The sequence below is a fragment of the Paenibacillus uliginis N3/975 genome (genome assembly GCF_900177425.1).
Classification (GTDB): Bacteria; Bacillota; Bacilli; order Paenibacillales; family Paenibacillaceae; genus Paenibacillus_AQ; species Paenibacillus_AQ uliginis.
On record NZ_LT840184.1, the window covers coordinates 2,617,639 to 2,640,705 of the forward strand.

The 23,067-nt window shown below is 42.3% G+C and carries 21 protein-coding genes and 2 pseudogenes; 19 read left to right on the forward strand and 4 right to left on the reverse strand.

Annotated features, from left to right (window positions below; translation table 11 throughout):
* Positions 1–26 precede the first annotated feature (26 nt).
* From B9N86_RS12425 to B9N86_RS12480, 12 genes are all read left to right on the forward strand, one after another.
* Positions 27–593, forward strand: a complete 567-nt coding sequence (locus tag B9N86_RS12425; protein ID WP_244563058.1) for a hypothetical protein — start codon at positions 27–29, stop codon at positions 591–593.
* A 28-nt stretch (positions 594–621) separates the two neighbouring features.
* Positions 622–1,077: a DUF6386 family protein gene (locus B9N86_RS12430; protein ID WP_208919492.1), complete on the forward strand. Its 456-nt coding sequence runs from the start codon at positions 622–624 to the stop codon at positions 1,075–1,077.
* A gap of 105 nt (positions 1,078–1,182) precedes the next feature.
* Positions 1,183–1,743 carry a hypothetical protein gene (locus tag B9N86_RS12435; protein ID WP_208919493.1) on the forward strand — a complete coding sequence of 187 codons (561 nt, stop codon included), beginning with the start codon at positions 1,183–1,185 and terminating at the stop codon, positions 1,741–1,743.
* 476 nt (positions 1,744–2,219) lie between these two features.
* Entirely contained in the window at positions 2,220–4,127 is a 1,908-nt protein-coding gene (gene thrS, locus B9N86_RS12440; protein ID WP_208919494.1) for a threonine--tRNA ligase, read from the forward strand.
* A gap of 156 nt (positions 4,128–4,283) precedes the next feature.
* Positions 4,284–4,961: a protein kinase family protein gene (locus tag B9N86_RS12445; protein WP_208919495.1), complete on the forward strand. Its 678-nt coding sequence runs from the start codon at positions 4,284–4,286 to the stop codon at positions 4,959–4,961.
* A 359-nt stretch (positions 4,962–5,320) separates the two neighbouring features.
* Entirely contained in the window at positions 5,321–5,743 is a 423-nt protein-coding gene (locus tag B9N86_RS12450; RefSeq protein ID WP_208919496.1) for a GNAT family N-acetyltransferase, read from the forward strand.
* A gap of 267 nt (positions 5,744–6,010) precedes the next feature.
* Positions 6,011–7,036 carry an ROK family transcriptional regulator gene (locus B9N86_RS12455; RefSeq protein ID WP_208919497.1) on the forward strand — a complete coding sequence of 342 codons (1,026 nt, stop codon included), beginning with the start codon at positions 6,011–6,013 and terminating at the stop codon, positions 7,034–7,036.
* A gap of 16 nt (positions 7,037–7,052) precedes the next feature.
* The gene (locus tag B9N86_RS12460; RefSeq protein WP_208919498.1) at positions 7,053–8,285 is read left to right on the forward strand and encodes an MFS transporter; all 1,233 of its coding nucleotides are present in this window, start codon (positions 7,053–7,055) and stop codon (positions 8,283–8,285) included.
* A 126-nt stretch (positions 8,286–8,411) separates the two neighbouring features.
* Entirely contained in the window at positions 8,412–8,819 is a 408-nt protein-coding gene (locus B9N86_RS12465) for a GNAT family N-acetyltransferase (protein WP_208919499.1), read from the forward strand.
* A gap of 90 nt (positions 8,820–8,909) precedes the next feature.
* Positions 8,910–9,464 carry a MarR family winged helix-turn-helix transcriptional regulator gene (locus tag B9N86_RS12470; protein ID WP_244563059.1) on the forward strand — a complete coding sequence of 185 codons (555 nt, stop codon included), beginning with the start codon at positions 8,910–8,912 and terminating at the stop codon, positions 9,462–9,464.
* 104 nt (positions 9,465–9,568) lie between these two features.
* On the forward strand, positions 9,569–11,380 hold the full coding sequence (locus B9N86_RS12475) for an ABC transporter ATP-binding protein (RefSeq protein WP_208919500.1): 1,812 nt from the start codon (positions 9,569–9,571) through the stop codon (positions 11,378–11,380).
* Between the two features lie 9 nt (positions 11,381–11,389).
* Positions 11,390–12,583, forward strand: a complete 1,194-nt coding sequence (locus B9N86_RS12480; protein ID WP_208919501.1) for an MFS transporter — start codon at positions 11,390–11,392, stop codon at positions 12,581–12,583.
* A gap of 181 nt (positions 12,584–12,764) precedes the next feature.
* Here the strand turns inward: B9N86_RS12480 and B9N86_RS12485 are convergent, their stop codons facing one another.
* Positions 12,765–13,508 (reverse strand): YheC/YheD family protein, encoded by a 744-nt coding sequence (locus B9N86_RS12485; RefSeq protein WP_208919502.1) that lies wholly within the window; start codon positions 13,506–13,508, stop codon positions 12,765–12,767.
* 219 nt (positions 13,509–13,727) lie between these two features.
* Here B9N86_RS12485 and B9N86_RS12490 point away from each other — a divergent pair, with 219 nt between their 5' ends.
* From B9N86_RS12490 to B9N86_RS12500, 3 genes are all read left to right on the forward strand, one after another.
* Entirely contained in the window at positions 13,728–14,858 is a 1,131-nt protein-coding gene (locus B9N86_RS12490) for a C45 family autoproteolytic acyltransferase/hydrolase (protein WP_208919503.1), read from the forward strand.
* Positions 14,859–15,102: 244 nt separating this feature from the next.
* Positions 15,103–15,687 (forward strand): RNA polymerase sigma factor, encoded by a 585-nt coding sequence (locus B9N86_RS12495; protein WP_208919504.1) that lies wholly within the window; start codon positions 15,103–15,105, stop codon positions 15,685–15,687.
* Complete coding sequence (locus tag B9N86_RS12500; RefSeq protein ID WP_208919505.1) at positions 15,654–16,625, forward strand: hypothetical protein; 972 nt, start codon at positions 15,654–15,656, stop codon at positions 16,623–16,625. The genes B9N86_RS12495 and B9N86_RS12500 overlap by 34 nt, the downstream gene beginning before the upstream one ends.
* Positions 16,626–16,979: 354 nt before the next feature.
* On the opposite strand, the gene B9N86_RS12505 is transcribed toward B9N86_RS12500, so the two are convergent.
* On the reverse strand, positions 16,980–17,777 hold the full coding sequence (locus B9N86_RS12505; RefSeq protein WP_208919506.1) for a YheC/YheD family protein: 798 nt from the start codon (positions 17,775–17,777) through the stop codon (positions 16,980–16,982).
* On the reverse strand, positions 17,777–18,892 hold the full coding sequence (locus B9N86_RS12510) for a glycosyltransferase family 4 protein (protein WP_208919507.1): 1,116 nt from the start codon (positions 18,890–18,892) through the stop codon (positions 17,777–17,779). The genes B9N86_RS12505 and B9N86_RS12510 overlap by 1 nt, the downstream gene beginning before the upstream one ends.
* Before the next feature lie 747 nt (positions 18,893–19,639).
* Here B9N86_RS12510 and B9N86_RS12515 point away from each other — a divergent pair.
* The 4 genes and pseudogenes from B9N86_RS12515 to B9N86_RS12530 form a co-directional block, all read left to right on the forward strand.
* On the forward strand, positions 19,640–20,650 hold the full coding sequence (locus B9N86_RS12515) for a glycosyltransferase (protein ID WP_208919508.1): 1,011 nt from the start codon (positions 19,640–19,642) through the stop codon (positions 20,648–20,650).
* A 6-nt stretch (positions 20,651–20,656) separates the two neighbouring features.
* The gene (locus B9N86_RS12520) at positions 20,657–21,337 is read left to right on the forward strand and encodes a M14 family metallopeptidase (protein ID WP_208919509.1); all 681 of its coding nucleotides are present in this window, start codon (positions 20,657–20,659) and stop codon (positions 21,335–21,337) included.
* 210 nt (positions 21,338–21,547) lie between these two features.
* Positions 21,548–21,748 (forward strand): PepSY domain-containing protein, encoded by a 201-nt coding sequence (locus B9N86_RS12525; protein WP_244563137.1) that lies wholly within the window; start codon positions 21,548–21,550, stop codon positions 21,746–21,748.
* A 109-nt stretch (positions 21,749–21,857) separates the two neighbouring features.
* Positions 21,858–22,214, forward strand: a pseudogene (locus B9N86_RS12530) (response regulator transcription factor); the annotation flags it as partial.
* A gap of 334 nt (positions 22,215–22,548) precedes the next feature.
* Here the strand turns inward: B9N86_RS12530 and B9N86_RS12535 are convergent.
* Positions 22,549–23,037, reverse strand: a pseudogene (locus B9N86_RS12535) (C40 family peptidase); the annotation flags it as partial.
* Positions 23,038–23,067 lie beyond the last annotated feature (30 nt).

Below are 23,067 nucleotides of genomic sequence, written 5' to 3' on the forward strand. Positions count from 1 at the left end.
GTAATCCCCGCGGAATATCTGGTTTAATGAGCTACCATATGATGATCCATGCACATGAGCATGCTTATCAACAGGCAGAGAAGTTTGTTGCTTGTCGAGTATGTGGCTTTCAAAGAGATAAATGGGAGCATATCTCGAATATGCGCTATGTGATGCATCTGGGTTATGCTTATGGCACCGTTCCTGAAGGAGCATACGTAGATCTTGTCGAATTGGCAACACTGGAGCCAGTTACGCCAACCGATGGGGATATTGCAACGTTTCGCCAACTTTTAAAAAGTCTGGATCTGGCTTCTGAAGATGAGACACCAGGAATTTTCGAAAAGCGTCTAACCGCATCAAAGCTTGTGCCAGGGAACAGCGGAACGCGTCGGGGGATTTTGATATCGCTGGCCATGGCTGGTGTAATTCCCAATACGCAGCTGTCGCTTAGTCTTGCGAACTGGACTGGTTTTGATGTGATGCAGGAGGCTGCAATCCAATTAAACAATACAAAAGGACGCTCTGATATGGAAATGCCCTGGGCTGGCTGGATGGGCGGACTTCGCGTGGATTGGGATAAGGCAGAGCAGTGGTTCGGTCAATATCTTTAGAATAAAGAAATAGGAAGTGATAAAGAAGATGCAGGGTACATTTCGCTTTATAACCGATACGGCCACAATGTGTGTTTACGATCTCGGAGAGCTGAAACACCGCTTGGATGACACGTCAGACTGGTGGTCTATTTCGGAAGACGAGCTTGCAGAAGTGAATGCGGGCAACTGCTTATTTTTTAATCTGGGTCAAGACGGGGTTTATGAAGTCAATTGGATAGAAGCTGATGTGGGCATGGAGGATGGGGGGGCTATGACTGAAGTGCTGTACTTTCGCGTTTCCTCCGGCAGCGTATTTGTGGGGGCCGCAGATGATGTAACGGGAGATGGTCTGGAGCCAGACCATACATGCGAGGGAGTTTTTATAGAGCTAGAGCCAGGCAGTTACGCCTGTATGGCGCAGAGAGAAGGAAACCAGATCAGGTTGGCATTAAGCAGAAGCGAAACAGGTACCAATAGACGGGAAGACCTGATTCGAATATAATATATATTTTATTGTCGGACTGGGGTACCTGCAGCCGGAACTAGTGGTGAAGAAAACTTATAAAAAATTTACGATTGCCATGGAAAGATGAAAGGGAGTTCTCATATGACGAATCATAATCAACTTAGACCGGGACCTGCTTACCTTGAAGGAATAGCTCTGCCGGAGAAGCCGGAAGCATGGGCAGAGGAGGAATGGACGGGCAAGCTACTGACCAGGGAGGGCCATAAGAAATTTTATTTATTTTACTACGGCGAATTGATGGACGATCTGATTGCGACGACCGAATTCGCGCCTCAACTGATTGTTGCAGAGAATGCCGTCACCGGCAAGCGATACGTTCTGTTCGACGGCTGTAAGCACGGATACGATGCCATGCTGTGCGACACTTATACAGACGAGCAGCGGAATAACCGGACGCCGTTGCTGCCGTATGTCGATGACGATGGTGAAGATACGTTCGAGATTCGTATAACCGTGTATTACAATGTCGATTGGGATGAGGAGTTCTCTGACGATGTGGACGAGCATGGGAAGATTGAATTGATAAACGGGGAACGCTGCGATTTTGCGGAGGCAAAACGAAACGGATTTGATGCGCTGAGCATTACCATTGTGAACACACGAGGACAGGAAACGGAAATTGCCCAGGAAGAGCTGGCTTGACCGAGATGCAACCGTGACTCAGATGCTGTCTAATGAAGTACGGCCTATCTGTACCTTGAATACTGCAACTTCCCCATCGGACGTTTAAACCAATTCCCTGAGAAGACTGATAGTTGACAAATAGTAATAACTGGATTAAGATACATAGCTATCAGCCATCATCAAAGACATGATTCTTGATTCAACCTGTCCAGAGAGAGAAGCGATTGGTGAAAGCTTCTTCAGAGCTTGTTTCAAAAATTACCCCTTTGTAGCTGTGTTTTTGAACCCGTGATCTGCTGATCAGCATAGGTACGGTACTAGAAAACACCGAATCATTCCCGTTACAGGATGACTGAATGAGGATCCGACGAGCACGCTGTTGTAGCGATTGCAAGTCTGGATCAAATTAGGGTGGAACCACGAGCTGAACGCACTCGTCCCTTTAGGGATCGAGTGTTTTTTTGCGTTCAATCAAAATTTATGGAGGGATAACAATGTCTATTGTAGTAACATTACCAGACGGAAGTAAGAAGGAGTATCCCGCACAAACGACGATAATGCAAATCGCGGAATCCATTAGTTCAGGAATGAAAAAAAACGCTGTAGCGGGAAAAGTAAATGGAAATCTTGTTGATTTGAATTGGGAACTTCGTGAAGATGCGGAAGTGAATGTGATTACACTGGATTCCGAGGATGGGCTTCATATTTATCGGCACAGTACGGCCCACTTGATGGCTCAAGCGGTTAAACGCATCTATGGCCATAATTCCGTAAACCTGGGAGTTGGACCGGTTATTGAAGATGGTTTTTATTATGATATGGACCTGAATAATTCGATTACAGTGGATGACCTGATCGTCATTGAACAGGAGATGCAGAAGATTGTACAGGAAGATCTTCCTATAGTCCGCAGAGAGGTCAACCGCAAGGAGGCCGAGCAAATCTTCCATGACGATCCTTACAAGCGGGAGTTGATCCATGATTTGCCCGAGAACGAAGTCATTACGGTTTATCAGCAAGGGGAGTTCATCGACTTGTGCAGAGGACCGCATCTTCCTTCCACTGGAAGAATAAAGGCATTTAAATTGATGAGTGTTGCAGGAGCTTATTGGCGCGGGAATTCGGATAATAAAATGCTGCAACGAATATATGGAACAGCGTTTCCTAAGAAGTCACAGCTTGAGGAGCACCTGTTTTTACTTGAAGAAGCTAGAAAACGGGATCATCGTAAACTGGGTAAGGAGCTGGGACTGTTTATGTTCTCAGAAGAAGCGCCAGGCATGCCTTTCTTCTTACCTAATGGGATGATCATCCGTAATGAACTGGAGCAATTTGCAAGAAAGCTTCAGTTTCATAGTGATTATGATGAAGTGCGTACTCCGTTGATGATGAATAAGCGTCTTTGGGAAATGTCCGGCCATTGGGATCACTACAAAGATAACATGTACTTTACTCAAGTTGATGAGACGGAGTATGCATTGAAACCGATGAACTGTCCAGGTCATATGTTAGTCTATAAGAACACGCTTCATTCCTACAAGGAGCTTCCTATTCGTATTTCAGAATTTGGTCAAGTCCACCGACATGAATTCTCCGGGGCCCTTAATGGCATGATGCGGGTTCGTACGTTTTGTCAGGATGACGCACATATTTTTGTAAGGCCGGATCAGATCGAAGATGAGATCAAGGGGATCATCGAGTTCATTGGTCAGATTTATCAGGTCTTCGGGTTTGATTACAGCATTGAATTATCAACAAGACCGGAGGATTCCATGGGCTCGGAAGAGCTGTGGGAACGCGCAGAGTCATCCTTAAAACAGGTACTGGATCAGCAACAGCTGGCATATCGGATCAATGAAGGCGACGGCGCATTTTATGGGCCGAAGATTGATTTTCACATCCTCGACTCATTAAAACGAAGCTGGCAATGCGGTACAATCCAGCTGGATTTCCAGTTCCCTGAAAAATTCGATCTTTCTTATATTGGAGAAGATAACCTGAAGCATCGGCCTGTTGTCATTCACAGAGCAGTTTTCGGGTCTATCGAGAGATTTATCGGAATCCTTACAGAGCATTACGGTGGCGCTTTTCCTTTGTGGTTAGCTCCTGTTCAAGTCAAAATCATTCCGGTGTCTGATCATTATTTGGACTACTCCCTGAAAGTGAAGAAACGTCTGGAGCAAGCAGGCATACGAGTCGATGTCGATGTAAGAAACGAAAAATTAGGATATAAAATCCGGGAAGCAGGTCTATTGAAGACTCCATACACATTTGTCTTAGGTGAGAAAGAGGTTAACTCTGAACTTGTAGCAGTTAGAAAACGTGGCGAGGGTGATCTAGGAACAAATACATTAAATAATGTGATAGATATGCTTAAACTACAAATCGATTCAAAAGAATAAGCCGCTCAAAACTAGATTCGATGAAAAGAAACCGCGTAAACTGCGGTTTTTTCATCGAAGGATATAAGTTCTTGTCCAAAGTGGCGTAAATATCTTTTATGGTGGGAGTATGGTACGATCCTATTGATTCAAATCCAGCAACAAATGAGGTGGCTCATGAATAACGAACAATGGAAGCAGGCTGAAACAGCCCTGTCTTGTATGGAAGTTATTAAGCACGGTGAAAACGACCCGGTGACGATTGAAGGTGAATCGGACGATCTTCATTGCATCGGAATCGGAACCGATGCCGCTGTATTTGTCTATGAACCGATGCCGGCCTATGCATACAAGCTTTATGCGAAGCAGGCGCTTCCTAAGAAGGAAGCGGAGATTGGTGTCTACCATGCATTGGTGGGCAGTCCCTATTTTCCCGTGTTTTATGGAGCTGGAGAGCGGTATGTGGTGATCAGCCATGAAAGTGGGTTAACGCTGTACGATTGCTTGCTCTATGGTGTACCAATTCCCAACCAAGTTATCGATGATGTTGAGGTAGCACGATCGTTCGTTCGAGAGAAAGGCCTTAACCCACGAGATATTCACTTAAAAAATGTGCTGTTGCAGGATGGCAGAGGTAAAGTGCTCGACGTGTCTGAATATGTTCAGAACGGGAACGACAAGAGATGGGAGCATCTCGTTTGGGCGTACGACAACGTCTATCCACTACTAGAGGGAAAGAAGTTGCCACTCTGGGTTTTGGAGGCCGTAAAAAACGGATATTACCGTCTTGATCCATCTAGCGTGAACCTACAGGAATTTGCGGATCAAATTAGAAGGCTGTTTTTTAGAAGATAGATTGATATCAGAGGACAAGAACATATACACATAAGGAACCGCGTAGATCGCGGTTTTTTTGTTGTAAGGATCTAAGTGCGAGTGTTCGGAAAGAAGCAACTAAGCCAACTCACTTTTTTAATTATGTCACAGGTATTACGATTGGTTCAATAGTTGCAGAGATTGCTGTAAATAGTGAAACTCTCTTTATTGTTGCTACCTTTTCAACCCAAACATGGAGCGGCAGCATGGCTTTAAACCTGAATGAATGGTTTTGACAGCAAGTAAAATCCATGCGATAATTTGTAAAAACTGTAAAGCCAAAAGCTCATTCCTTTTGAGATCAGATCAAAATATTACATAGAAATAGAGGAATTAGAATGCAAACTACAGAATTATGGATTAAAAAAGAAGACAGTAGTGTACGAAAGAAGCTACTTGATTATAATCTATCACAAGTAACAGATGAACTAACTGATCATGTTGATACTATTGAAATTACGATCACAAACGATAACGATGTTTTGGTGGCGGGTATTACTGCCTCTATATATTGGAAACAAATGCACATTGATTTTTTGTGGGTAGATGAATCATTACGCGGACAAAATAAAGGCTCTGAATTGCTTGCTAAGGCTGAAGATATTGCCAGACAATATAATTGTAGATATATTCAGTTAGAAACTTTTAGTTTTCAAGCTCCTGATTTTTATAAAAAAAGAGGATATACCGTTTTTGGAATCTTAGAAGATTCTCCTTGTGACGGAGCTAAACAGTATTTTTTAAAGAAAATCCTAAATTAAATTATACGGCATTGAGAACTTGGACTTGGATCAAATAATCTGTTGATCTGTCCATTTTTTATTTTGTCGTTGTATTATTAGATTTCATGAATTTAGTTATTGACCTGAAATGGGTACCATACTTTAGTATACGGATAGCGCTTCAAGTAGCTACTAACATGCTATTCAAATGCACTTTGTAATTGACAATTACTCATGAATCAGATACATTATGTGAGCTTAATAAAACGCTTTTATAAAGTATTTTATTAAATGAGGAGGCTTACGATGAAAAGCATTGGCGGCAATGCAATTGTGATGAAAGAAGTGAATATCAATCTCGTCCGAAAGGCGCTGAAGGCAGAAGGTGAAGCAACCAAGCAACAAATTGCGAAGGCAACGGGTCTTAGCGCCGTTACAGTAGGAACCATATTGCAGCAATTGTTGCAAACAACTGAGGTTAAGGAAGCGGCACTTTGTGCTTCTGGAGGAGGCAGACCCGCTCAGCGTTTTAAGTACAACGGAGACTATGCTTACGCCTTGACTCTTTTTCCTTACGAAGCTGCAGGACGTATAATCATTCGAAGTACAATTGTTAATCTTATCGGCAATATGATTTATGAGCGAATGGATGAAGTAGAGTATGTGGATTTAGCATGTTTTGAGCATATTATCGATTCGTTGATGGCTTCATATCCTGCTATACGAGCGATAGGTTTTGGATTGCCTGGAGCAGAATGGGAAGGGAGAATCATTATTTCAGACTATAAAGCTTTAGTTGGCGTTTCTATTGTGGACTATTTCAGAGAGCTCTATGGAATGCCAGTCATTATGGAAAATGATGTGAATGCTGCAGTGGTCGGTTATTGCGAGAGGAAGCATATCCGTTCAGATGCTGACGTTGTTTATTTGTATTTTCCAGATCGCTTTCCGCCAGGGGCGGGGATCCTCATAAACGGACAGCTGTTTAAAGGACGAAGAAACTTTGCAGGTGAAATTGCGAAGATCCCTTTAGGCATCCCATGGGGAGAGGCGACCTTTATGGCATCTTCCGTGCGGGTTGAGCAGGCCATTGTCCAATTGATCGTATCCATCTGTGCTGTTTTAAATCCAGATTGCGTCGTTTTATATGGCAGCTTCATAGAACAGGCGAATGGAAGGAGAATCGCAGAACTGTGTAGTAAAGAACTGCCTGTAAGTGCGATGCCTGAAGTTATAGTTTCAGAGGATTTTTCAGCTGACTACTTGGAGGGCATGATAGCACAAACGTTAGCTACGCTAGAACCAAGCATTGTATTATCTAGATATGAATAACTAAGGGGCGGGAATTGTGGCAACATTATTTTTGATTATTATTTATTTGTCATTTATCAGCTTAGGGCTACCTGATTCGTTACTTGGAGCAGCTTGGCCCGTCATACAAGCAGACTTTGGAGCACCGTTCGGTGTTGCGGGTGTGTTATCGATTATTATTGCAGCTGGAACGATTGTATCAAGCTTGGCAAGTGGTGCGGTATTAAAACGACTTGGAACAGGGCAAGTCACGCTGATAAGCTGCTTTATGACGGCGGCAGCATTGCTTGGGTTTTATTTTGCTCCTTCTATTATATGGCTGATGGTGTTGGCATTGCCGCTTGGACTAGGTGCAGGCTCTGTCGATGCGGCGCTGAATAATTATGTTGCTACGCATTATAAAGCACATCATATGAGCTGGTTGCATTGCTTCTGGGGTGTTGGAGCTACACTTGGTCCCATTATTATGTCTGGATTCATTCGTGAACATGATTTATGGCGGGATGGGTATTTGACCGTTGCTGTTATACAATTTGCGCTTGTGGTTGTACTGTTTATTACGCTTCCATTGTGGAAGCGGATGGAGAAAGTACAGAGTCATGCAGTGAAAGAAGGACAGGGGCCTCAAGATAAACTGTATGATGCTGGGTCTACTGAGCAGCCGATGCGAATGAAGGGCGTTAAGATAACCTTAATGACATTCCTCTTCTATTGCGGTGCTGAAGCAACAGTGGGATTATGGGGTAGCAGCTTTTTGGTAAACGCAAAGGATTTATCGGCGGCAGTGGCAGCACAGTGGGTATCCATGTATTACGGTGGCATTACAGTAGGGCGATTTATCACTGGATTTGTTACTTTAAAAGTAAGTAATCGTGTCCTGATTCGCAGTGGACTGCTAATTGCTCTGGCTGGAGCATTGCTGCTTATCCTGCCATTACCAACTTTCTATTCACTTATCGGATTTATGTTAATTGGCTTTGGCTTCGCGCCTATATATCCTTGTATGTTGCATGCAACCCCTGAGCGCTTTGGCAAAGAGCAAACGCAAAAGCTTATGGGCTACCAGATGGCGGTTGCTTACACAGGTACAACGCTGCTGCCTCCGCTACTTGGTTGGATTGCTGCGCAGACGACGATCACTATATTACCATTTTTCGTGGCGATTTATATTGCGGTCATGCTGTTTGGTTCCGAAAGAGTCAACCGGATCATGAAGCTGCGTTCGCTTCGCTCGGAAACGGCTTCTACCAATCACTCGATAAACGCATAGAAATGCTGACAATGAATACACGGTCTCTCATAAGTACGCTGAACTTTTGGGAGGCTTTTTTCTACCGATAAAAAGATGTCCTGCCTATACCAATTATCGAATAACAGATGAACATGAGGTGATTATATGGATAAATCTATATATTATACGATAGAACCCCCTAATAACTTTGAGCAACTACTAACTTTATATGAATCTTTAGGATGGAATTCACTTAAACTAACAGTCAATGATTTGGAACGAATGTGCAATCAAAGTTGGTATGCAATATATGCTTTTGATAAACAACAATTAGTGGGTATGGGACGTATTATTTCGGATGGTGTGATTACTGGAATTGTATGTGGAGTGTGTGTAATACCAAGCTATCAATCCGAGGGAATCGGCAAAGAAATGATGAATCGAATAATTCAACATTGTGAGCAAAATCGAGTAATTCCTCAACTTATGTGTGTGGAAAATTTGGAATCATATTACGAAACTTTTGGATTTGAGAAATTTACCATTGGTATGACAAAGAGAATAAATCGATAATCTTAACTTTTTTTATTTGCAAAGCTGAAGTATCTAAGCTATATTTAATTTAATTAGATAATCTAACTATATGAGAAAGGAGGTATTTGATTGAACAGAAAGCCTGCCAAAGAATATACAACAGAGCAGCAGTTGCCACAGCTTGGAACAGCGCCTTATTTGGATTTGATGGATCGTACAGCCTCTTCCGATACAGATCGGAATTCAGCGCATTTGGGACTTATTATGCTCTGGCTGGGAGATAACACTTTGGATTTGATGGATATTCAATTATCCTCTTTCGATATTACCGAAAGCAAGCTGGATCTACTATTGTTATTATCCCTTCACGCAGGGCAGGAGCTGGTTACACCTTCGTCCCTTGCCGATCGATTGGGGATTCGCCGATCCTCCGTCACGTCATTATTGAATTGGCTAGAAAAAAGAAATTGGATCATACGCGAACCGTATGCAAAGGACGGCCGTATGACCCACGTTCGTATCAGTTCCGAAGGCGACAAGCTCGTGAAACAAGTATTGCCCACATTCTGGTCAACCTGCGCATCTCTTGTAGAAGGATTAGATAAAGAAGAGCAGGAAGTGTTCAAAAGAGCGCTGGTAAAACTCAATAATAATATAGAAAAACGACTGGGATCAGGCAGATAATTTTTTTAACCATATAGTTAGATAATCTAATTACATGAAATTCGATCCAGGTCGGATTTGATAACTACATGAAGTTTATTTTGACATGAAGGTATGTGATTCAAATGAAACAAACTCAACGTATCGTGAACCAGCAGCAGAGTCGAGCGCACCATTTTATTACACTACGTACTATGGTTAAGGAGATGTTCTTGCATACAAAGACACAATGGGGCTTGCTTGTGCTTGGGGCTGTCTCTGTACTAGCCATCTCCATTCTAGAATTTATAATTCCTCAGTTAACCAAAAACATAATAGATCAGATTATCCCGGATAAAAGGTATCACGCACTGCTGGAAACGGGAATTCTTATTCTGCTAGCCGCATTGCTGCTAGGAGTCTTTAACTTCGCTAGCAGTTATGTGATGACACTTGTCAGTCAGAAGGCCATTTTTCAGTTGCGGAATAAACTCTACCAACACACCCTAAGTTTGGATTTAAAGTTTTATGATCGCAATCGAACCGGGGATCTCATGGCAAGGCTGACGGGTGATGTGAATCAATTGCAAGAACTGGTTTCAGCCAATAGCTTTTCCATCGTTGCTGACGTCATTACCTTTGCAGCGATAGTGGGGTATTTATTTTATACAGACTGGCAATTAGCATTATTGACGCTGATTACCTTGCCCCTCTTATTTGTTACATCACGATTTTTCAGTCTGCGTATTAAAAGTGCCTATCGATTAGTTCGTCAAGTATCGGCGGATTTAAATAACTCACTTCAAGATACGTTGTCAGGAATTCGTATGATCAAGTCATTTGCGAGTGAAGATACCGAAGCTGAGCAATTCTCGAGATTGAGTGAGCACCATCGGAAGGCCACAGTTTCTGCTTCACGACTGTCAGCTATCTTCTCGCCAATTATCGATTGGCTGAACTATGTCGGTATGACGTTGGTGCTTTTGTTCGGAGCGTGGCAGGCCATGCACGGACATATGACAGTAGGTGATATCGTAGCTTACCTAGCTTACTTGCGCCTGCTTCAAGCACCCATCCGCTCCTTCAGCCGACTGATTACCAAAGTACAACAATCAGCAGCAGCTTTCGAACGCATACAGGAAGTGTTAGCAACGGTTCCAGAGGTTTACGATAGGGAAGAAGCAATAGTTCTACCACCTGCTAAGGGAGAAATTGTGTTTGATGATGTTGAGTTTGCTTATGAAGAAGGGCAGCCCATTCTGCAAAATTTCCATTTGCGACTTCGACATAACCAAACTACGGCTTTGGTTGGTTCGTCAGGCTCAGGAAAGTCAACAATTGCTTATTTGATTGCTCGTTTGTACGACGTCCAGCAAGGGGACATCTACATTGACGGTCATCCGTTAACGGAGGTGACGGTGAAGTCTCTTCGACAGCAGATGGGCATTGTGTCCCAGGAAGTGGTCTTGCTTAATGGTACGATTCGTGAAAATATAGCGTACGGTAATCCTCAGGCAACAGCTGAAGAGATTAAAGCGGCAGCCGTGGCCGCCAACGCACATGAATTTATTACAGCTTTTTCACAGGGATATGATACCCCCATAGGCGAAAGAGGGGTCAAGCTTTCGGGTGGACAAAAGCAAAGATTGTCCATTGCCAGAGCATTCCTGACGAACCCCCGTATCCTCATTTTGGACGAAGCTACGGCTGCTCTGGATACAGAATCAGAACAACATATTCAACGTGCACTGTCATTGCTTCTACCAGGGCGTACCTGTCTGGTTATTGCCCATCGCCTCTCCACGATTCAAGGTGCGGATCAGATTGTTGTACTGGAGCATGGGCAGATAATGGAGATGGGAAACCATGAAACATTGCTTCGCCGAGAAGGGAGATACAAGGCACTATACGATATGCAATTTCCGACGAAATATACTTTTGAACAAAATTTAGAATAGAGGTGTACTATGAACAACCAAACTGCTGCTTCCGCAGTGCAAAGAAATTATTCGCTTATGACCATAATCCTTTGCTGGTCAGGTCTTGTCATCATGTCAAGCTTATACGTAACGATTCCGCTTATTTCTGTGTTTGCACAGCTTTTTAGCATATCCACGACGGAGGCTGCTGCTGCGGGAAGTACCTTTTCGATTGGTTTTGCAATCGGCTGCTTGATCTATGGCGCACTGTCTGATAAATACGGACGAAAGACCGTTATATTTGTGGGGCTACTTTTTCTAACAATTATTTCTTTATTGTTAGGTTTTGTTCACCAATTTCCATGGATCCTGATTTTGAGAGGACTTCAAGGTGCAGCAGCTGCAACCTTTTCTCCAGTAGCTCTCGCCTATGCGGTAGAAATGTATCCTGTGGAAAAACGGGTAACGACTATTGGGTTTATCAGTACAGGATTTTTGATAGCAGGAATTGTTGGTCAGGTTATAAGCAGTTTGATCAGTGAGCAATATGGATGGAACGCTGTTTTTTATATACTTGCTGTTATTTACGCTTTGACCGCCACTTTGGTTTTCTTCTTTCTTCCAAAAGGAGGTATTCATCAAGCCCATGCTAATATATGGGAACCTATTAAGCAAATCGGAAAAGTGTTTGTCCAAAAACAACTAGTGTTATGTTATCTCGTTGCGTTTGTTCTGCTTATGTCTTTTGTAAGTATGTATACCGTGCTGGGCAGCTATTTGAGTCAATCTCCATTTGATCTGAGCAAACAAGATATTCTTTATGTTCGTTCCATAGGTATCATAGGTATGCTCGTGTCTCCTTTCGCAGGAAGAATTTCGAAGCGGGTCGGCATACGTGTTACGCTGCGTGGGGGATTGTTGTTAGCGATTATTGGGTTAGCCTCTATGGGGATGATTTCTAATCTGCCGTTGCTTATTGTGATGAGCATCCTTTTTGTGGGAGGGATAGCGTTAGCGGTTCCTTCACTTGTTTCACTTGTTGGTCAGTTGGGTGGGAAAATGCGTGGGATAGCGGTATCTGTTTATACTTTTATATTGTTTACGGGCACAAGCTTTGGTCCGATTATTTCACTTCAATTAATGAAGAGCGGCAGTTATCTGATTACGTTTATCCTGTTGGCATGTATACTGTGCATTGGTTTACTAGCTGCATGTCTCATCAATCGTGAGGAATCTGAGTAGGATACACACTTTAATCTTGTGAGCCATGACCTTTATGATCGTGATATCGCGTTTTTTTATTTTATGTCCCCAAGCTCTTGTTATCATATGACAAAACTTGGGGACATTGTCGACATTGAATAAGGACGTAATAGCAACGAGTTTTTGCATTAGTCTTTTATTGACTCACGCCGAATGTTACTTACTTGAATCGACCATAAGCTCTGGCGTTACGAAGAATACGCCGATAGGCGGAAGGATCGAAAGTCCGGTAGACATATATGGCTGGTTTGGTGTTTACCTCTAGTATCCACGGTCGCATGCTCTTGTCGAGCGCGATATCGAGTCCTAACTCCTTTAGGCCTTGATAATTTTCACTTAATTGTTTACCTACCGATAATCCCATTTGATTCAATTCACGACGCAGCTCGCTAATTGAGGACTTATTCATATGAGGACGCATTAGGGTAGACAGCGATTCCATTTTGCCCCCATTACTGACATTGGTTACAATTTTATTGGCAGCTGCTTTTCGGCCGAAGATGGACATAGCTTCCCATTGATTGTTCAAATTTTTTTGAATCAATACCCGAAGATCGAATTTTCGCCCTTGGTAGGTCATCATGTGAATGCCCTGCTGTACCAAATACTTTCGTTTCCCAATTCGCGACTTGATGCGGGTGTTTAACTGGTCCACGGAATTGAATGAATAGGTAGAGATACCTTCTCTTAGCTCGAACGATGCATCGAAATGTCTTGTTGCACGCATAACTCCTTTACCGTGAGTACCAGTGTCAGGTTTTACGTACACCATTTTGTATCGACTCAGCATCTCTACCAAGCGACTGGAATTGTACACAGCTGTCTTGGGGATGTAACGTTTCAACGATGTGTTTTGCAGAATGCGCGTTTTTTTCCATTTACTAAATACATATCGAACAGGCAAAAAAGCACCACCCTTTTCCAAGAAATGTATTGATATCAATGTATGACAGTGACGACGATTAGGAATGGACAAAAACCTATTTGAGGCGGCGGAATTACATTGTGTCTTGAGATGCAGTAGATATTATCAATTATCCATTAGACCTAATTTTTTTATAATGATAAGATTGCGGCGAGAAGAACAAAGCTAGTAAATCTCATGTCAGAAAGGTTGAAAGATATGGAAAATAACGATCAGAAAGAACCGATGATTTTTGATATCCATGTGACGGAAGGAAGCAATTATGAGGTCGGTAAACAGCGAGCAATTACATTTAAGGAGCATTATCCAGATGATATCGCCTATTATACCAGTCCGATGGAAGGGAAAGACTATATATCTGCGGCAAAAGCTCATAAGAGAATGATGATGATTGATAAAATATGTCCCGGATTCACCGATGAAATACAAGGTTTTGCTGATGAAGTAAATACAGAAGCGGAAAAAATGATATGTTATGCAAATTCATATCACAACTCACCCAACTGCTGTCAATTTGCTGTACTTCCTTCAAACACTAGCGATGGACATTTTTATGTTGGACGGAGCTATGAATATTTCGTAAGAGATGAAAGGAGTTTATGCATTACTCGTGTAACCGGAAAGCCCAAACATATGGGTTTCTCGTTACAAAATGCGGGAAGAATGGATGGTATGAATGAATATGGACTCGTCGTTTCCATGTCCAGTACCGCTTACTTAAAACCTCTTGAAGGTGATGGATGTGAATTCTGGATCGCCATTCGCGCCATTTTAGACCGCTGCAAAGATGTATATGAAGCTCAATGTCTGATTGAAGAAATGCCGTTATGTACCAATTCGAATATTATGGTAGCAGATGCTGCTAATAATGTTTCAATTTTCGAGGTAGCAAGCTTTTCATCCAACAAAAAAAGAATATCTGTGCGGAAATCAGTTGGTGGTTTAATGGTAGCTACGAATCATTATGTAAGCCATGAAATGAAAGAATTCGATGAACATCATTTCTGGAATTCCGAAATACGCTATTCATCCGTCTGGAATTCATTATTGCGGGATGCTCCTTACATCAATGAAGAAAAGATAAGGAACTTACTGTCCACTGAGTATCCGTATGGTCCATGCTGCCATTTTTATTCAAGTGGTATGGGGACGCTAAGAAGTATGGTATTTGATGTGACAGATAAGAAACTGAAAGTTAGTTTTGGTCCGCCAGATACGAATCCATGGCACTCTGTCGATTTTGATGAACCAGTGGGACTTCAAGAGATTGTATGCAGGTATGATGATGTAAGTATTAACAATCCGGAACAATTTTGGAGAGAAATATAAATAACCGTTCATTAACCTATCGATTGGAAGGTTACTTAAAAAGAAGTGGCGAAATGAAATATAGGTGGAGAATCGGAATGAAAGAAAGCTGCCGCGGTTTGGCAGCCTTTTTTACGTTTAAGCGCAGTACTACAGGCTGCTAACGCCGCCACCTTCGTATTCAAATATAAAATTTAGAACTTTGTCCGTTTGTCGTTCATTGCATTGTTATATAGGTATACATGTTACCAGAGAGGAGGGGAAGATGATCGACACGGGGATGATTGAACAATACGTTCATCAAGTTCAAGCTGGACTGGAGGAAGCATTTATCCCGATCGTAAGGGAGTACCAACAGCAACTGTATATTTACTGCTGCCGGCTGCTTGGTAGTGAGCAGGATGCGGAGGACGCCGTACAGGAAATTTTTCTGAAAGCCTACAAATCTATTTCAAGTTATAAGCCTTCGGTCAGTTTCAACGCATGGTTGTACAAGATCGCCTATCATCATTGTCTGAATCTGATACATAGACGTCAATTATACGAGAAATTAGGCAGATTATTGAAGGGGCAGATATTCGCGGAAAGCGCAGAGCAGGAGTTTTTTAGAGGGACATTCAGTGAACCATTATCCAGAGCGCTTGTCAGCCTTCCTATTGAGGAAAGAAGCTTATTGATTTTGTATGTTTTCCACGACAAGTCATATAGTGAAATTGGTGAAATTACCGACAAAAGCCCAGACGCCATACGCAAAAAGCTGAATCGAATTAAGAAAAAAGTAAAAGATAAAATGAGTAAATGGCAGGGGGAAGAGAAATGGGAGCAATCATTGATTCAAACGAAGAGTTGAAAAAGCATTCCGTATCGGATGATCATTTTCGTAATATTGATATTACGTCCAAACTCTGGCATGACATTAATATGATGCAGGATAAAAAACGTTCTGGACTTCGCTCCTTCAAGAGAAAAACGGTAATGTCAATTGCCGTGTCTTGCATATTTCTAGCCTCATTCACTGCTTACGCAGCAACCGGGCATATCCAAATATTTAATAGTAAAGGGAAGGTCGTGGTCAAAACAGTCGATCCGTCGACTACTACGCTGCCTGCTAAATTAAGCAATTCACTAGAAGAATACAGACAAAGAGTATTGACCGTCCTTAAACCCGGCGAGTTGGCGGCCTATTATATCAAGGATGATTACATAAATAAACTGAACGGTTATGACACCGCAAATCCGATTAAATTCGGATATCTTCCTATCGAATATCGTTCTTATGAGGCTTTTCTGACAGAGCAGGTTCGTACCTCGGCGCCTCTTCTTAAAAAACCCGGATATCTTCCTAAGGGTATAAGTTTCTCTTATGGACAAGTATTTCCTCTGGGACCTCAGCGTTACGAGCGAGAAAAGTATGATAAATTGGAGAAAAATTTGATGGTGAAAGCAAATTCCTCTAAGAATGAGGAAAAATTGTTTATCGAAAAACTGGATTGGTCGAAGGCTAATAATACGTTTTTATACTTAGCCAACGGTAAGAACAGCGGGGCTGTTATTATCCAGGCGGGTTATGCTTTAAGACTAAGCTTAACGCAGACGCCGAATGCGTCTTCTGAGAAAATACAGCTGAAACATATGGAGGCAATTTATATCAATAATAAGACTGGTGGAGATGAGATCGCCTGGTATGATAGTAAACAAAGTATTGCATATTCGATTTGGGTAAATGAAGAAGATTTGTTGAGTAAAAAAGAGCTTCAAAAAATGGCTGAAAGCATGATTACAGATTGATTTCGGGTCTGCTGCGTCAACTTCGGTTACGATTGGGGAGTAGGCATCTGAGGGCAACGAAAGTTCCACCGGATGAAGAAAAACTCTATCAGAATCAGGTAAAGAGTGAACGGAATTCTCCGTTCGCTCTTTTTGGCAACCCTGCTGTCGGAGGACAAGAGCATATCGACATAAGGAACCGCGTAAATCGTGCTTTCTCAGATCCTGATAATTTCCTGACATTTATTATTATAGTTGGATCCAACGTCAATTAAATCAGATTAAACTATATGACGGACTTCTTAAACAAAAAAGAGAGCTGCAACAGCTCTCCCTTTCCTATGCTTTGGATACTCTGTGCCTCAGTTGAAACCATTACCGGGTAATTTTCTTTTTATAATTCAACAAACCGTTCCATCTCTTAAGATAAAGTACCCTACGGAACATAGTTTTGTCTTTCAATTGATTAAATATATAAGCATCCGGACGGGTATTAACTTCAATAATCCACGGTTTTAAGGAAGAATCTATTCCGAGATCAAGGCCCACTTCCTTAAAGCCCGGGAATCTTTTATGAAATTCTTCCGCAATTTGATCCCCTAAGTCTTTTAAGGTGTCGATGTATTCTTTTTTCTTTACACCCTGAAGATAGGGGCTGAGCAATATTTCCAAAGGAAGCGGTTTTCCACTATTGTGGAAATTGGTTACGATTTTTTGGGGGTGCGCAAGACGGCCGATATAACCGGTGCTTTCCCATTTTTTCTCATCGTTCTTTTGGATCATAATCCGAATATCAAAGATTCGATTCTGATAAGTGAGCAAATCTACACCTTGCTGGACAATATACTCACGTTTTAATTTACTTTTGCCGAGAGAAGAATACAGGTCCTTGTACGTCTTAAAGCTGCGTGGGTTAGTGCCAAGATGGTATGCATATTTATGTTCATTATGCTTGACGACCTTGATGACACCGTTGCCGCAAGAGCCCTTAACCGGTTTTATATATACCATCTTGTGCTTAGTGAGCATAACGTACAAATTTTCATAGGAATAAATACGGGTATCCGGTACAAACTGACGAAGCCGAGGATGCTTGAGAAGAATCTTTGTTTTCGACCATTTGCTACCCAATGTGCTTAGTTTTTTTGGGGGTGGCATTTCTTTAGAAGGCATTAGACAGATCTCCTCGTTCTGATTTCTGAAGCATAGATGGACTCCAGTTTCTTAGCAGTCTTTCTCCAACTGAAATTTTGCAGTGCATCTTCGCGTGCTTGCTTCGCCAGTCTGGCTGCAAATTCTCGATCTGTAGCCACAGCAAAAATTTCTTTTGCAAAAGCCTCAGGATTTCGGTAATCCGTTACCAGAAGTCCGTTATGCCGATGATTGATGATTTCCGGAATCCCGCCGTTTCTGGAAGCTACAACAGGCACACCTGAAGCCATGGCTTCGACATTGACTAAACCAAAAGCTTCATGCCCTTGAGAAGGACACACGAAACAATCTCCCAAATTATAGAATGCAGGCATTTTGGAACGTGCCACATAACCTTTGAATGTGGTCGGGACTCCCAAAGAAACCGACAGTTTCTTCAGGTACCGTTTATATTCCGATTTGCCGGTTCCACCAGCAATAACAAGTCTTGCGGATGGAATGGATTGTCTGACTTTTCTCATTGCTCGGATGATTACAGGAATCCCCTTTTTGGGAATCAGACGGCCTGCAAATATAACGGTAAAAGGCCGAGTTCCGGAGTTGTTGCGGGAGGACGGATGAAACTGGCCCAAATCCACACCCAAATGTACAAAATGGACTTTGCTGCTATGTTTCGGGAATTTTTTCTTTAAATGCTCCTGTAGAGATAGACTATTGCCAATAAGCAGATCGGCCCCATTAAAGTCTTTATTTGCTTGACTGATGGAGGTCATCGGCGGAGAAATAAAGGTAGTGGAATGCAAAAATACCGAAATCGGCGTGTGCGGGAACTCTCTTCGGATGGCAGGAACAAATTTGGGACGGTTATCGATTTGGATCAAATCAAACTTTCTGTTTTTTACTTTTCGGATAACCTGGGAGAGATAAGGTTTAGATGAAGTGCCGTTTACTCGGTGAATCGTTACATGGTCGAATGTACTTGTTCTCGGATAGCCATTTTTCCATCTGCTGATAATAGTTACGGAATGCACGGAAGAAGAAAACTGCCCTGCAATGTGATAAATACAGTGTTCCACGGAACCTCCGACAGGTGGAGGAACAGGGATTTCTTCGGGAGCAATGATGAGTAAACGCATCTTTTAAGTCCACTCCTTATGTTCATGGTTATTGGCCGCTAATTTCCATATTTTCTACTGTCAAGTGGTGCCCACTCAAGATTTGTTTTTATAGCATAGTTTATTGTGTACCTGCATTTTACTCTTCAAAAGTTGTTATAGCTAAATCACAAGTTCGCATGACGAGTTTGGCTGCTTCGGATTAATCCAAACAATATTTAGACTGATCACAGCAGTAATTAGTAGTATTAGAGAGATGAAGGTCAGTATATCTAAATCTCTGGTTAAGACTGGAGTTTTGCAATTCCTTTTTATTTTGCAACGGACGTGCCTCCTTTAAAGAAAGTACTCGTGCTAATACTTGCATGTTATGAAAAAGAGGATAATCCGTTCATAAATTAGGTTGGACCCTAAGTTTATAGACACATATCCAAGTTCGTATCAAACTTTCAAAGTCTACTACCTAATATAAAAAAAGTAAGGGTTAAACTGAGCGAAATAACCTGGATTTGTTAGCACCAAATAAAACAAAAAAGCCATGGGATGTCCCATAACCTCTTTGCTGATTAGTCCAAACGTTAAGGAAATATAGTTATATTTATATACAAATGTTTTTAAGTGGTATCCTAATAAACTCTCTCGATTTAAACTTCCCCCCCCCCTCGTAGGTCGTTCATCGCGGTATTCATTTACTTCGCTATGCAATACTTGTATAGCCGAAAAGATATTCAACAGTTATTGAATCGTTTTAGTAGGAGGATCTTTTGCATGAAAAAGCTGATTCAGGATTCTAAAAGATTAACGATCGTTCAAGTGATTTCGAATTATCCGAATGCACAGCCTGTGCCTTCCATTAAGGGAGGGACTGAGAAAATTGTTTTTGAACTGACGGAGGAACTGGTTAGACGAGGGCATAAGGTGTATTTATTTGCGGCTTTGGGAAGTAGGAGCAAGGCAAATCTTATTACCTATCCAAAGGGGTTTCGGCATAAAAATATCGCAGGGTTTGTTATACGTAAGACACCAGAGCGAGCTGACATTATCCACGACCATACATTCCGTTCCGCTCTGGGCCAGGCCAATCTGAACATTCCAACTCTGTGCACCATTCACATCCCGGACAGACGACGCGTCAAATACCCGGTATACGTCAGTAAAAGTGCCCGCCAGCTTATGGGGAACAACAAAGGCTTTTACGTATATAACGGGATTAATACGAGTGAATATGAATTCAGCATAGAGAAACATGGATATTTGTTGTTTATTGGTAGAATCATTCGCGATAAAGGTATTTTACAAGCCATAGAAGTCGCTGAAAAGACCGGGAAAAAGTTGATTATCGCTGGACCCGTAAAAGACCTGCATTTTTTTCGAAGAGAGGTTAAGCCGCGCATCCAGAAAAATGCGAAAATCCGTTATGTTGGGCCCGTGGGTGGAAAACTGAAGCAGCAGCTGTTCAAGCATGCGGAATGTGTACTATTTCCGACGTTGTTGGAAGAACAGTTCGGGCTGGTGATGATAGAAAGTATGGCTTGCGGTACTCCTGTGTTGGCGCTCAGAAACGGTGCAGTGCCGGAAGTATTATCCGAATTTCCTAATTTAATATGTAACACTGTGAGTGAGATGATAGTAAAGGTTCGGCAGAAGAACTATCCCCCTCCGCTTATATTGAGAAAGTACGTTATTAAACGCTTTACAAACAAGAAAATGACTGACAGTTATTTAAGAATATATCAAGACGTCATTCAAAAAGAATCAGGTAATAGCAAACGGAGGTGAAGTACGATGTTCGTTAAGAAGCATATTTTATCGTCGGCCACATCTTTTGCAACACCTTATTATGTGATTAAAGGTAAGCTACCAGGCCCTGCCTTTATGGTAGTCTCAGGTATTCACGGAAATGAGACGGGAAGTATACGGGCAGCTCAAGAATTGGTAAACCTTCTCAATCAGAGAAGACTCTTTATTGACTGTGGAACTTTAATTGTCATACCGAAAATTAATAAAGAAGCTTACCGCAAGCGCATCCGAGGAGTGCCGGATCTAAACCGAGCTTTTCCGCGCAAAAGAAATACACCTGCACAACATCCGTTAGCCGCTGCTTTGTTTCTATTAGCACAGCGTTATCGTCCCTCATGGTATTTGGATCTGCATGAAGCGAATGGATTGTCCCAAAGAAATCCGAAGAGACTTGGTCAGACGTTGATCGTTAATTCTGAAAGTCGCGGTTTAGCTGTAGTAAAAGATATCATCAAGAGCATGAATCGCTCAATTTCTATCCAATCAAATCATTTTAACATCCGGTTACGAGAGCTCCCTGGATCTTCACGCACAGCTGCGGCCCGTATACTAGGAGCAAAAGCGGTTACTGTCGAAACTTGCTGGAGTTTAGAGCGTACCGTTCGGATTAAATATCAGATGGATATTGTATGTCGCTTTTTAAGAGCTGCCGGATTAATGGATTGAAGTTATGAGAAATTATGGTTTATGGAAACCATAATACGCGAAATGCGAGCAAAAGGATGTAACAAATTCTTTGGTACGGTCATGGCGACCTCTTTCGGATTCCCATCGAGGAGATCGCCAGCTTTTGCCGGCAACCAATGATCCCGTTAAATCCACTGCACAGACAACCGGGCAATCCGTGTCGGATGGGGACAGCAGGCTAAAAAAAGTATTTCCCTTGCACTCGGTCGGGTAAAAGGAACGGTAAACCATACAGAGCTTGAAAACGAAGATGTGGCCGTTGTCTATAGTGTGGAAATTACCCACGATAAGAAGGGAAAAACTGAAGTGAAAGTAGATGCTGTAACCGGCAATATTGTTAAAGTAGAGAAGTCCGATGCTTCGGAGAATGAAAACAAGCATCAGGAGTAGATGGGCAACTGCTGATGAATAATAAATGAACGTGGACAGGATACTATTCCAATGCGGGTGGTTCCTGTCCATTTTTCAGGTTAAGAATGGCTGAAAAGGAGAAGTGAATGTGGAGCAGTCCATACTAGTTATTGATGATGAAGCAAAAATTTCACGGCTTCTGGAGTTGGAGCTAACTCACGAGGACTATCATGTTGAGATTGCCGAAACCGGTAGGAAGGGGCTGGAGAAAGCACTTGGTCATGACTGGAATCTCATCATTCTAGATACCATGCTTTCGGAACTTAACGGTGTGGAAATCTTAAGAAGATCAAGGAAAGTGGATGCATTTACTCCAGTGATTCTGGTAACGGCCCGAAATGCCACTTCAGAAAAAGTAGCTGGGTTAGATCAGGGGGCTAATGATTACATAACAAAGCCGTTTGAAATAGAGGAACTATTGGCCAGGATTCGAGCAAATATCAGGCTTCGCGGCAACATGCCGAATTCAGTGCAGGGGCCGTTTCTTATCTAAATCGATAATCTGTGGATGGATCCATTCTGGTTACGGAGATATGTGTATGCACAGGGAATTTTATCAAGTTATAACTACATTGTGAAATTTTTTCGGTAAACAAACAAGCCGCCTCTGAATATAATCAAGAAACAGCTTGTTTGTTTGACTATTAATTTTCGTTTTGCTCGCCATCATCGTATGCTTGATCCGGAGAAGGATTACCGGAAGGTGTGGGAGCAGTAGTGGCTGGAGAAGTTGCTGCGTGTCTGCTGTCAGAATTCACGACAGCCTGTCCGTTCGAAGGTAAGACCCGACGAGCTGTTGAGTAGTGGGAATTCCACCAGCCTGTATTCAGAGGAGTGACCGTAACTCCCCCTTCTCCAAACGTGTGGATTATTTTTCCATCCCCCATATAAATGGCAACATGATGAATAGGAGAATAGAAGAATACAAGGTCTCCAGGCTGAAGCTGATCCCTTGGTACGAACGTTCCGGCAGTGGACTGCTGTCTGGATGAACGGGGAATGGATACCCCATTTTGATTAAAAACAAACTGAGTAAAAGAGGAGCAATCGAAAGCATCGGTTCTTCCGGATTCCGCCCCGAATTTATAAGGTACTCCCTGATATTTCAGACCGGTTGAGATGACTTGATCCCCAGTAGTGGTAGCTGTTGCCGCATAAGCCGTATTAGTGTTATCAATAAATCCTGTCCCTACAGAAAACAAGGCTATACCTAAGCTGACTCCAATACCAAAGTTGCGAAAACGTCTTTTGTTGAAAGTTGTATTCATCTGTTACCTCCAGTGTTGTAGTCTGGGTGA